The organism is Mycobacterium sp. 852013-50091_SCH5140682 (genome assembly GCF_001665685.1).
Lineage (GTDB): Bacteria > Actinomycetota > Actinomycetes > Mycobacteriales > Mycobacteriaceae > Mycobacterium.
In genome coordinates, this window is sequence record NZ_LZTB01000032.1 from 51010 (window position 1) to 63161 (window position 12152).

Consider the following 12152-nt stretch of genomic DNA (forward strand, 5'->3'; position numbering starts at 1 on the left):
CAGGTTATGCCGCGCGAGTCAAGATCGGCAGAATCGCTCCCGCCGATCGCGGATTGCCAGCAAGGTGGGCGGTATGACGCGTGAAGATCTGCTCCGCCCCGGCGATGGCCTGCCCCGCGGGGTCTCCGGAGCCGCCGATCCCCGGTTCGCCACCGCGGTACGGGTCTTCTCCGAACTGTTCCCGGGCAAGCGATTCGGCGGTGGCGCGCTGTGCGTGCACATCGACGGCGAACCGGTCGTCGACGTGTGGACCGGATGGGCCGACCGCGCGGGCGAGCAGTTGTGGACCGCTGACACCGGCGCGATGGTGTTCTCAGCGACCAAGGGCGTGGCGACGACGGTGATCCACCGGCTGGCCGATCGCGGTCTGATCGACTACGACATGCCGATGGCCGAGTACTGGCCGGCGTTCGGAGCCAAAGGCAAGCAGGACATCACAGTTCGCGATGTCCTGCGCCACCGCTCCGGGCTGTCGCACCTGCGCGGTGTACGCAAGGAGGAACTGCTCGACCACGAACTCATGGAGGCCCGGTTGGCCGACGCGCGGGCCGATCATCTGCGGGGCCGGTCGGCGTACCACGCGTTGACCTATGGCTGGCTGCTGTCGGGGCTGGCGCGGGCGGTGACCGGGAAAGGGATGCGGGAACTGATCCGCAGCGAGGTGGCCGCGCCGCTGGACACCGACGGGCTGCACCTCGGCAGGCCTCCGGCCGACGCCGCCACCCAGCCTGCGCAGATCCTGGTGCCGCAGAGTTCGCGCGGGGTTCCGTTGCTGGGCACCCTCGCCCCGCGGGTGGCGGGTATCCGGTTCTCCGGCCCGCTCGGAGCGATGTATTTTCCGGGCGTGCTGTCGCTGGTGCAGGGCGACACCCCGTTCCTCGACGGTGAGGTGCCCGGCGCCAACGGGGTTGTCACCGCGCGGGCGTTGTCGGCCATGTACGGCGCATTGGCCAACAGTGGCGCGATACACGGCCGTCAGTACCTCTCGACCGAACTGGTGCGCGACCTGGCCGGCAAGCCGAGCCTGTGGCCTGACCTCAACGTCGGTGTCCCGATGGCCTTCCACCTCGGGTATCACGGATCGCCGATTCCCGGTCTGCTGCACGGGTACGGGCACATCGGTCTGGGTGGCACCCTGGGCTGGGCCGACCCGGAGACGGCCAGCTCGTTCGGCTATGTGCACAACCGGCTATTGACGCCGATGGTGCTCGACATGGCGGCGTTCGCCGCGCTGGCCCGTCCCATGCGGGTGGCGATCGAGGCAGCCCGGCACGCCGGGCCGATGATCGTGCCGGCTCAGGGCTCGGCCTTTCCTCAACCGCGGCGGCGCAGGGCCGTGACTCCTCGATAGTTCGTGACGGGCTGGTGCAGCCCGTACGGCACCGCGGAGACGAGGGTGACCGGAATCTGGTCACCGCTGGGAACCGAGTAGCAGCGGCGCTCGCCCGGGCGGGCCCCGAGGATCGCGGTGCCCAGCGGGGATTGCACCGAATACACTTCCAGCTCACCGTATTCCGCGCCACGCACGCCGAGCAGGAACTCCTCGGTGTCGCCGTCGTCGTAGCGCACCGTCAACACCATGCCGGGTTCCGCGATACCGTCGTCCGGCGGATCCTCCCCGACGACGCAGTTGAGCAGCAGGTCGTGGATGTGCTGGATGCGGGCCTGGCGGGCGCGCTGGACGGCGACGCTGTTCTCATCGGAATCGGTGGCTGCCTCGGTCGCGATCAGCTCGCGTAGCGTGGCCAGCTCATGCTGCAGGCGGTCGTGGGCCTGCGGTGACATCCAAACACGTTGGCTGGTAGTCATTTTGGTTCCTCCTGGTGGTGAAGCCTGTTTGTCGTCAGGGGCGGGACAGGGCACCGCCCCTGACGACGCGGTGGCCCACGGTGGGGCCGCGACGTGCTGAATTCCTAACGGAGCGGGTTGAATTCGCGGAGCGCTTCGGGTTGCTTGCCGGTGGTGATGTACTCGGCCAGCAGCCGGCCGGTGACGGGACCGTGGGCCAGGCCCCACATGCCGTGGCCGCCTGCGACGAAGAGTCCATGCGCCACTTCGCCGATCAGGGGACGGCCGTCCGGGGTGACCGGGCGACCGCCGACCCACACGTCGGTGCGTTCGCCCCAGCGCACGCCGTCGAGAAGCGGCGCGGCCGATGCGACGATGGCCTCCACCCGGGCGGGCTGCAGTGGATCGTCGGGGGAGCGGAACTCCATCGTCCCGGCGACGCGCAGCGCACCCTGGTACGGCGTACACGCCACCCGGACGTCGGGAAGGTACATGGGGCCCGGCACCGGGCGGTCCACCGGCACGGTGAACGAGTAGCCGCGGCCGGCCCGCACCGGGGTCCGGACCCGGCGGCCGGCGAGCCGGGACAGCCACGCGCCGGTGGCGATCACCGCGGCATCGGTGGTCAGGTCGGTGTCGCGGAGCTTGACCCTGACGCGGCTGCCCGCGGGCTGCACGTCCATGACCTCGGCGATGCGGATGGTTCCGCCGCGCGCGACCACGGATTCGGCAAGCGCATGCACGAATCGGCCGGGGTCCACGTAGCGCTGGCCTTCGACGCTGATGCCCGTGGTGATCGCCGGCGACGCGAGCGGCACGTTCTCCCGCAGCGTCTGCCCGGAGAGCCGATTGATGGTCACGGTCTGACCGACGGAGGCGAGCCCGCGCAACTCGGCCAGCAGGTGCTCGGCCTGATGCGGTGACTCGAACAGTGCGGTGATGGGCCCGTCCGTCGTCGGCGCGTCCACGCCGTTGGCAGTCAGGACGTCGTAGGCCTCGATGCACTCCGCGTTGAACGGCACGTTCGCGCGGGCGACCCGGCTCCACGAGGAACGTCGGCAGTTGGCGGCGAAGCGCAGCAGGAACGACCACAGCCGCGGATCGGCCGTCAGCGGGATGTGCAGCGGCGCGGTCGGGTTGGCCAGCGAGCGCAGCCCGTAGCGGAGCACACCCGGATCGTTGAGCGGGATGGTCAGCGTCGGCGACACCCAACCGGCGTTGCCCCAGGACGCGCCTGCGGCCACCCCGGTGCGGTCCACCACCGTCACGTCGACACCGCGCTCCTGCAGGAACCAGGCAGTCGACAGGCCGACGATGCCGGCACCCACGACGACGGCGGACCGCGGACCGCCGTCAATCCGTTCGACGCCGACCATATACGCCACCTCCGTGATCGAGATTCACTGACATCACCCATGGTGAGGTCGGCGACCACGGCACTGTTTGCCCGATTTCGACAATCGGACTAGGGCGGATTGTCGGCTTCCGACAGGCTGTCGGTGACGGCTAATTCGATCATCATCGCCAGCCGCTTGCGTGCGTCGTCGAGGCCGAGATTGGTCACCTCGGCCATCTTGCGCAGGCGGTACCGCACGGTGTTTTCGTGCACGTCGAGCCGCTGACCGGCATTGGCCAGATCGCCTTGGGCCTCCAGCCACGCCCGCAGGGTGTCGGTGTACCGGGTGGCGTGCGTGCGGTCGTGCTCGCGCAGCTCGGCGACCGGACCGCGCTGCGGCACGCGTCCCGACTGCGCGGCCACCCGCAGCCGTTGCAAAAGGATGTCGTCCCAGGCTTCGTCGTAGACCGGAGCAGCCCCGGTGCGCCGCACCTCGTGCAAGGCCAGGCACTCCTCGGCCTCGCGCCGGGCCGACGCCAGCTCCGCCGCGGTTGCCGGTCCGCTGACTCCGGCCAGCAGCGTCAGCTGCGCGGGCAGCGCCGTCCGCAGCGCCTTCAGCCACCGTCCCGCGGCCTCGGCGTCGGCGCCGGGCAGCACGGTGTAGACGGTGTTGCCGGCCAGTGCGCTGCGGCCCGGCCGGGACCACCCGAAGCCCGTGGTGGCCCGCTCGAACGCCAGCAGCAGCGCCGCGTGCCGGTCGTCGGCGGTGTGCGCCCGCAGGGCGATCACCCGCAGCGGGGTCTGCGGCAACGCGAGCCTGCTCACCACCGTCGTCGCGTCGGCAGCGCCCTCGAGCAGCCGCAGCACCAACTCGGACTCCACCTGTCGTTCCAGATCAGCGCTGGCTCGCGAGCGCAGCAGATGCATGGCCACCAGCCGCGCGCCGTGCGCCAGCGCGATGCGCCGGTCTTCGGGCAGCGGCTCGGCGCAGGTCACCCACACCGAGCCAAGCAGTTCGCGCCCGGCCCGCGCCGCCACCACCATGCGTCCGGTCAGCCCGTAATCGGGATCGCCCGCGACGAACATCGGATCGTCGGATTCGGCGAGATGACGGAACACCCCACGGGCTTCGAACACGGCCCGCAGCCGCTGCGGAGCTTCGCGGCTCAGGATCGCCTCTGCGCGCGCCGGATCGGCGTGCTGCTGCATCCGGGAGTACGCCAGTACCGTCGAACGCCTGCCCTCGATGGTCACCGAACCGCCGACCGCGTCGGCCAGGCTGTCGGCGAGCGCGAACAAGTCGGTCGGCCCGCGCCCGGATTCGGTTTCGCGGCCCTCCAGAACCAGGCCGTACACCACAGCGGCCAGCTCACTCCAGGACACCTGGGGGTCGACGACCATCACCGCCATGTCCTCGGGCTCAGCCGAGATCGGCTCACCGGAGTCGCGGACCAAAACCACCACCGCCCGGGCCGCGGTGGCCCAGGCGATGGCTTCGGCGGAATCGGCGGCGCCGACGGCGATCAGGACGTCGCCGACCACATAGCCGGGCTCGTGGATCACGACGCTGCGCAGCTCGGTCGATCGCGGAGTGGAGCAGTGCCGCAGGTGGACTCCGTAGCCGCCCAGTACGTTGATCAGCCGGTCGAGGGTGATCAACTTACGGCCCGGCGGCCAGCGTCGCCTTGCCGTTGCGCGGAGTCCCGGAGGCGTCCTGCCAGGTCAGGTCGATGACGTCGCCCGGGTAATGCCGGTCGAGCACCAGCGTCAGGGTTCGTGCCGAATCCAGTGGGGTGCCGTCGATGCTGGTCAGCAGGTCGCCAGGGACCAGGCCTGCGCCGTCCGCGGGGCCGCCGCGCATGACGTCCTGGATGATGACGCCGCCGCCCTGGCGGGGTGCGCTGCGCACGCCGACGCCGAGCATCGTCGGGGCGCCGATGTGTACCGAGCCTGACGGGGTGCGCGAGCGGATCTGCCCGGCGACGGCCATCGCGTCGTTGATCGGGATCGCGAAGCCCTTGCCGCCGGGACCCATCCGGAAGTTCACCGACGCCGCCGTCGTCATACCGACCACCTGGCCCGCGCCGTTGATGACCGGCCCGCCCGAGTCCCCGGCCCGCACGGGTGCGGCGAACTCGAACAAGCCGGTGATCTCGTCGCTGCTACCGGTCAGCTCGTCTTCGGCGTTGACGGTGCGCCCGAACGCCGTGACGGTGCCGACCTCCTGCGTCAGCGGGGCGTTGCTGCCCTGAGCATTGCCCAGCGCCACCACCGGATCGCCCGGTGCCAGGGCGTTGGAATCGCCGATCGTCGCGGTCGGCAGACCGTCCGCACCGCGCAGCTGTAGAACCGCCACATCGTGTTCGCGGTCGTACCCGATGAGGTCGGCGGGGTAGGACCGGCCGTTGACCGTGGCGCTGACCGCGTTGGCGCCCTGCACGACGTGATAGTTGGTCAGCACCTCACCGTTCGGTGACAGCACGATGCCGGTGCCGATGCCGTACGCCTGCTGGTAATCGACCCTGGTGTCGACCCGTGCCACTGCCGGTTGCACCACGGAGACTGCGGAGAGTGGATCGCCCGGCGCGGCGGTTGCCGGTGCCAGCGGTGCCACCAACACCAAGGCGGCGAGGACCGCCAGGATTATCGATGTGGCACGGTGTGACCGCAGTTTGCCCATGTATCCATCTTCGCCCGCGTAAGCGACGCTGTCGACGCGCGGGGGCTCAGTCTTCGACGGCGACGTTGTCGCGGGAACGCCGGCGCAGCCGCGAGATACCGCCCTTGTTGGCCGGTCGCCGGTTGCGCAACTTGCCCTTCTGACCTGCAGCGTCGTCGTCGGCTGCGGTTTCTTCCGATGACTCGGTGGGCTCGTCAGCTGAGTCATCGCCCGGCTCCCGCTCGACGGCCGACGATTCCGGCTCGTCCGCAACGGATTCGGTCAACTCGACAGGGGCCTCATCGGCGGCTGTGACCTGGGGTTCTTCGGATTCTTCGACGGTTTCCGGCGCGTCGCTCCCGTCCGATTCCTCGGTCTTTTCAGACTCGTCCGTCTCAGCAGTCTCGTCGGCCTCTGCAACCTCGTCGGCCTCAGCAGCCTCGGATTTGCGACGGCCGCGGGCCTTCTCGGTCGTCTTCACGGGCTTGGGCGGCGGTGGTGGCAGCTCGGCGAGGAACGCCAGATAGAAGCCAAGGATGCCGAGCAGGGCGATCGACGCAGCAGCGCCGTAGATCCCGAACAGCCACTGGCCGACGCTGTCCAGCGACAACCAGATCTCGGAGATGGCGGCGCCGACGATGAGCACCCCGGCCAGCACGTGGAACGCGACCGCCGAGGTGCGCAGGCGCAGCGCCAACTGCGGGGTGCCGTACTCGGGGGGACGCGTGCGCTGCAGTGTGAAGAAGACCGGCAGCGCGGCCACCGCGATCAGGACGCCGGTGACGATCCGCAGCACCAGGCCGAGGGTGGGTGAGGTTTCGCCCATGAGCTCGGGCCAGCGGGGGAGAACGAAGAAGAAGTAGAGCCCGGCAGCGACGAGTGAGAACGACGCGTGCCATATCACCGCGACGGTGCGGCTCATACCCCTCCTTGGATTTGGGTGGGCCGGGGTGCGACCAAACTGCGTATGTGCAGGTCACACCCCGGACCCGAGTGCGGAGGATAGGGGATTTGAACCCCTGAGGGCTGTTAACCCAACCCGCGTTCCAGGCGAGCGCCATAGGCCACTAGGCGAATCCTCCGTCGGCAATGGTAGCCGACAGCGCAACCTCCTCTGTCCAGGTGCGGGTGTGGACCCGCTGTGCACCTGTGGTTCGGAGACATCCAGTGCCGGGTACTACACTCGCCCGTGGACCCCGCGCGGCGTCCATCCTGTGAACTCCCCCAGGGCCGGAAGGCAGCAAGGGTCAATGGGCTCTGGCGGGTGCGCGGGGTCCCCTTCATTGATTGATCACCCGGACGTTTCCGGGTCCACGCTTGTGAAAGGCGCGCGCGGTGTCGTCGTTCCACTCCCTCGGCCGCGACGATCTGCTCGCGCAGCACGAAATCCAACAGCGCAACTATGCCGAGCTGCAGGCCAAGAACCTCAGCCTCGACCTGACCCGCGGCAAGCCATCCCCGGCTCAGCTGGATCTGGCGAATGCGCTGCTCAGCCTGCCTGGCGATGAAGACTTCCGCGATCGCGACGGCACCGACACCCGCAACTACGGCGGCCTCAACGGCTTGACCGAACTGCGGGAGATCTTCGCCGAGCTGCTCGGCATCCCGGTGCAGAACCTGATCGCGGGCGACAATTCGAGCCTGGCGATGATGCACGACTGCATCGTGTTCTCACTGCTGCACGGCGGCGAGGATTCCGAGCGGCCCTGGGTCCAGGAGCCGGTCGTCAAGTTCTTGTGCCCGTCGCCGGGCTATGACCGGCACTTCGCGATCACCGAATCGTTCGGCGTCGAGATGATCCCGGTGCCGATGCGTGAGGAAGGCCCCGACGTCGACCTGATCGAGCAGCTGGTCGCCGCCGACCCGGCCATCAAGGGCATGTGGTGCGTGCCGGTGTACTCCAACCCGACCGGCACCACGTACTCCGCGGAGACCGTCCGTCGGCTCGTCCAAATGCCCACGGCCGCACCGGATTTCCGGATCATGTGGGACAACGCCTACGCCGTTCACACGCTCACCGAGGATTTCATCGAGCAGGTCGACGTGCTCGGCCTGGCCGAGGCCGCCGGCAATCCGAACCGCCCGCTGGTGTTCGCGTCGACCTCCAAGATCACCTTCGCCGGAGCCGGCGTGTGCTTCCTGGGCGCGTCCAAGCGCAACCTCGCCTGGTACGTGCTGCACGCCGGGAAGAAGTCGATCGGCCCGGACAAGGTCAACCAGCTTCGGCACCTGCGGTTCTTCGGTGACGCCGACGGCGTCCGGCGGCAGATGCAGCGCCACCGCGAGCTGATCGCCCCCAAGTTCGCGCTCGTGGCCGAGGTTCTCGAAGACCGGCTGGGCGAATCGAAGATCGCGTCGTGGACCGACCCCAAGGGCGGCTACTTCGTCAGCCTCGACGTGTGGCCCGGCACCGCCAAGCGCACCATCGCCCTTGCGCAGAACGCCGGTATCGCGCTGACCGAGGCAGGTTCGGCATTCCCGTACCGGAATGACCCGGAGGACAAGAACATTCGCATCGCCCCGACGTTCCCGTCGCTGCCCGATGTGCGGGAGGCCATCGACGGCCTGGCGACGTGCGCGCTCTTGGCGGCGACCGAGTCTCTGCTGGATGACTAGTCGGGACCGGTAGGTAGCCTGCATCCGTGGCTCTCTACCGCAAGTACCGTCCGGCTACGTTCGCCGAAGTCGTCGGGCAGGAGCATGTCACCGAGCCGCTGTCGACGGCGCTCACCGCAGGCCGGATCAACCACGCGTACCTGTTCTCCGGGCCGCGCGGCTGCGGTAAGACCTCGTCGGCGCGGATCCTGGCCCGCTCGCTGAACTGTGAGCAGGGGCCCACCCCGACCCCGTGCGGGGTGTGCGATTCGTGTGTCGCGCTGGCCCCCAACGGGCCCGGCAACCTTGACGTCACCGAACTCGACGCGGCCAGCCATGGTGGCGTCGACGACACCCGCGAACTGCGCGACCGCGCGTTCTTCACTCCCGCGCAGTCGCGGTACCGCATCTTCATCATCGACGAAGCACACATGGTCACCACGGCCGGTTTCAACGCGCTGCTCAAGATCGTCGAGGAGCCGCCCGAGCACCTGATCTTCGTGTTCGCCACCACCGAACCGGAGAAGGTGCTGCCGACCATCCGGTCGCGTACCCACCACTACCCGTTCCGGTTGCTGGCCCCGCGGACCATGCGCCCGCTGCTCGAGCGCATCTGCGGCGAAGAGAGCGTCGACGTCGACGACGCGGTCTACCCGCTGGTCATCCGGGCCGGCGGCGGTTCACCCCGCGACACCCTCTCGGTGCTCGATCAGCTGCTGGCCGGCGCCGAGGGCAACCGGATCACCTACCAGCGGGCGCTGGCGCTGCTGGGTGCCACCGACATGGCGCTGATCGACGACGCTGTCGAGGCGCTGGCCGCCGGTGACGCCGCGGCGCTGTTCGGGGCGGTCGAGGCCGTGATCGACGCCGGCCACGACCCGCGCCGATTCGCCACCGACCTGCTGGAACGCTTCCGCGACCTGATCGTGCTGCAGGCGGTCCCCGACGCCGCGGCCCGCGGGGTCGTCGACGCGCCCACTGACGTGCTCGACCGCATGCGTGAGCAGGCCGATCGGCTGGGTTCGGCGACGCTGACGCGCTACGCCGAGGTGGTCCACGCCGGGCTGGGGGAGATGCGCGGTGCCACCGCACCCCGGCTGCTGCTCGAGGTGGTGTGCGCGCGGCTGCTGCTGCCCTCGGCGCATGACACCGAATCGGCGCTGCTGCAGCGCATCGAGCGCATCGAAACGCGGCTCGACATGTCGATTCCGGCGGGCGAGGCCCAGGCAGCGGGGGGCCGGCCGGCCGCCGAGCCCGCCAAGACCTACACCCGACGCAGCCAGGCATCGGCGGAAGCACCGCCGACGGCGCCCGAGCCTGCGCCGGCCGCCGTCCCTGCAGCAGCGCCAGCCGCCCCCGCCGCTGTCGCGCCTCCGCCCGTTGTGGCGCCTCCGCCCGCCGCTGTCGCGCCTCCTGTGCCCGAGCCGGTCCGAGCGCCCGAGCCCGCGGCGCCGCCGCCAGAACCCGAGCCCGCGCCGGAACCCGAACCCGCGCCGGAACCGTCGGCGCCCGCGCCAGGTGGCGAACCCAACGCCGCCGCCGTGCGGTCGATGTGGACGACGGTCCGCGAGAAGGTGCGTGAGCGCAGCCGCACCACCGAGGTCATGCTGTCAGGGGCGATCGTGCGGGCGGTCGAGGACAAAACCCTTGTGCTGTCCCATGAATCGCCACCGCTGGCGAAGCGGCTGACCGAATCCCGCAATGCCGACGTGATCCGCGATGCACTCAAGGACGCGCTCGGGGTGGACTGGCAGATCCGGTGTGAGGTCGGCACCGCCGAAGCCGTCGCGCCGCCACCGCCGCGGGCCACCAAGCCCCCGCCAAAGGTCCCCGCCCGGGTGGCGCGGTCCATACCCGAAGCCGACCTCGCGCCACCTCCGGAGCCGCCGTCGCCCGAGGACGAGGAAGAAGAGCTGCTCGCCGAGGCCGGGCAGAGCGAGACCGGGCCGCGTCGCGACCCCGAGGAGGTCGCGCTGGAACTCCTGCAGAACGAACTGGGCGCGCGCAAGATCGACGGCTAGCGACCGCCGGTCGGCGCGAGATTGCGCTGAGGGTCGTTGTCCGCACGATTTCACGACCCTGGCTGCAATTTCGCCGCGCTCGCTACGCCCGCCGGGCGACCCGCTCGTACAGTTCGGGGCGCCTGTCGTTGTGGATGTCGCTGAGCCCGCCGACCTGTTTGTCCAGGGCCAGGTCGAGATCGACCTCAGCGGTCACCAGGTGAGGTTCGGCCGTCGCGTTGCCCCCGGCCAGCACCCAGCCGTCGGCATCGATGACGGCGCTGCCGCCCACCCAGTCGACATTCCGTTCGACACCCGTGCGGTCGCAGGCGATCACCGCCATGCGGTTGACGGACGCATCGGCCTGCGCGCGCACGACCTCCAGCGGCCGTTGATCGTCGCGGCGCGGATAGGTCGGCCAGTTGACGGGCGCGGCGAGCAGTTGCGCGCCGGCCAGCGCGGGCAGGCGGACCCATTCCGGGAACTCGAGGTCATAGCAGATCACGGTGCTGATCCGGCCGATCTCGGTGTCGACGACGGGCGGTGGTGCGTCGCCCGGCGTGAAGATCAGCCGCTCCCGGTCCCACAGATGGGTCTTGCGGTACACGGCCCGCACGCCGGTGTGGTCGATGACCGCGGCCGAGTTGAACAGCGCGTCGTCGTCACCGAGTTCGCAGAAGCCGCCCACGAGTACCAGGTGATGGGTCCGCGCCAAGCTGCACCACAGCTGCAGGGTCGGTCCGTCGAGGCGTTCCGCGGACCGGGCTGCCTCGGCCCGGTCGGCGAACACGTACCCGCTGGAGACGAGCTCGGGCAGGACCACGACCCTGGCGCCCGCGGCCGCGGCCTCGCCGACCGCGGTGGCCACGATGTGCCGGTTGGCCTGCAGGTCGCCAAGGACGGGCGCCACCTGGCAGGCCGCCACCGCAACACTCATGGCGCCACCCTGTCACCGTCGAGCGCCGCGAGTTCGCGCTGACTGGCGGCCATGGCGGCCACCTCGGCCGACCGGTCGAGATTGCGGCTGAGCAGCCAGTAGCTCACGCCGCTGACAACCAGCCCGACCGCGAAGGAAATATCGCCGCCGCCAATGGCTTTGGCGGCCGGGCCTTCGTAGAACGTGGTGGTGATGAACGGGATCATGGCGGCGAAGCCCACGGCGTAGGCCACCAGCCCGCGCCAGGACCAGCGACCGTAGACGCCGTTCGGTTTGAAGATGTCCGCGATGGCGTAGTGGCCCCGGCGCACGAAGTAGAAGTCGACCAGGTTGACCGCCGTCCAGGGGATGAGGAAGTACAGCATCATCAGGACGAAGTTGTTGAAGCTGGACAGGTAGTTCTCGGGGATGATCAGCGCGATGGTGTAGACGACGATCGCGATCACCAGGATGCCGATGATCCGTCCCCTGACGCTGGGTTTGAGCTGCTTGAAGCCGTCGACGGCGCTGGCGCCGGTGAGCATGGCGCCGTAAAGGTTGATCGCCATGATGCTGAGCAGGGCCGGGACGGAGATCACCGCGGCGAAGGTGCCGAACCCGTGGAACAGGGAGTTGCCGACCTGCTGGATGCTGCCGATGGCATCGGGTTCGGCGATGGCCGAGCCGATGAAGGCGCCCAGCGACATGAGCCACATGGCCGACAGCGCCGCGCCTGCGTAGGTCCAGCTGATGACGGCCGGGGCCGAGACGTCAGGCGGCAGGTAGCGGCTGTAGTCCGAGACATAGACGGCATACGAGCTGTCTCTTATACACATCTGACGCTGCCGACGATCGCAT

The 12152-nt window shown here is 69.6% G+C and carries 10 protein-coding genes, 1 tRNA gene and 1 other RNA gene; 4 read left to right on the plus strand and 8 right to left on the minus strand.

What is annotated here, in order from left to right; genetic code table 11:
- Positions 1-73 precede the first annotated feature (73 nt).
- Positions 74-1351: an esterase/beta-lactamase LipL gene (gene lipL, locus A5784_RS10855; protein ID WP_064944907.1), complete on the plus strand. Its 1278-nt coding sequence runs from the start codon at positions 74-76 to the stop codon at positions 1349-1351.
- Here the strand turns inward: lipL and A5784_RS10860 are convergent.
- The 6 genes from A5784_RS10860 to A5784_RS10885 all read right to left on the minus strand — a co-directional run bounded on the left by A5784_RS10860 (position 1315) and on the right by A5784_RS10885 (position 6865).
- Positions 1315-1809 (minus strand): GreA/GreB family elongation factor, encoded by a 495-nt coding sequence (locus A5784_RS10860; RefSeq protein ID WP_064944908.1) that lies wholly within the window; start codon positions 1807-1809, stop codon positions 1315-1317. The two genes, lipL and A5784_RS10860, sit on opposite strands and share 37 nt — an antisense overlap.
- A 104-nt stretch (positions 1810-1913) precedes the next feature.
- Entirely contained in the window at positions 1914-3164 is a 1251-nt protein-coding gene (locus A5784_RS10865) for an NAD(P)/FAD-dependent oxidoreductase (protein ID WP_064944909.1), read from the minus strand.
- Between the two features lie 89 nt (positions 3165-3253).
- Positions 3254-4783 carry a PucR family transcriptional regulator gene (locus tag A5784_RS10870; protein WP_064944910.1) on the minus strand — a complete coding sequence of 510 codons (1530 nt, stop codon included), beginning with the start codon at positions 4781-4783 and terminating at the stop codon, positions 3254-3256.
- A 1-nt stretch (position 4784) separates the two neighbouring features.
- On the minus strand, positions 4785-5804 hold the full coding sequence (locus A5784_RS10875; RefSeq protein ID WP_064944911.1) for a S1C family serine protease: 1020 nt from the start codon (positions 5802-5804) through the stop codon (positions 4785-4787).
- Positions 5805-5850: 46 nt separating this feature from the next.
- Positions 5851-6705, minus strand: coding sequence for a lipid uptake coordinator LucA (gene lucA, locus A5784_RS10880; protein ID WP_064944912.1), 855 nt, complete (start codon positions 6703-6705; stop codon positions 5851-5853).
- Between the two features lie 74 nt (positions 6706-6779).
- Positions 6780-6865 (minus strand) — tRNA-Ser (locus A5784_RS10885).
- Positions 6866-6971: 106 nt separating this feature from the next.
- Between A5784_RS10885 and ffs the strand changes: the two genes are divergently transcribed.
- From ffs to A5784_RS10900, 3 genes are all read left to right on the plus strand, one after another.
- An RNA gene (gene ffs, locus A5784_RS10890) (signal recognition particle sRNA small type) lies at positions 6972-7066 on the plus strand.
- A gap of 52 nt (positions 7067-7118) precedes the next feature.
- Complete coding sequence (locus A5784_RS10895; RefSeq protein WP_064944913.1) at positions 7119-8399, plus strand: aspartate aminotransferase type Ic; 1281 nt, start codon at positions 7119-7121, stop codon at positions 8397-8399.
- 26 nt (positions 8400-8425) lie between these two features.
- Positions 8426-10399, plus strand: a complete 1974-nt coding sequence (locus tag A5784_RS10900; RefSeq protein WP_064944914.1) for a DNA polymerase III subunits gamma/tau — start codon at positions 8426-8428, stop codon at positions 10397-10399.
- An 82-nt stretch (positions 10400-10481) separates the two neighbouring features.
- On the opposite strand, the gene A5784_RS10905 is transcribed toward A5784_RS10900, so the two are convergent.
- Both A5784_RS10905 and A5784_RS10910 read right to left on the minus strand, forming a co-directional pair.
- Positions 10482-11315 (minus strand): nitrilase-related carbon-nitrogen hydrolase, encoded by an 834-nt coding sequence (locus A5784_RS10905; protein WP_064944915.1) that lies wholly within the window; start codon positions 11313-11315, stop codon positions 10482-10484.
- A partial coding sequence (locus A5784_RS10910; protein WP_197514696.1) for a purine-cytosine permease family protein occupies positions 11312-12152 on the minus strand: 841 nt, incomplete at its 5' end. The genes A5784_RS10905 and A5784_RS10910, both read right to left, overlap by 4 nt.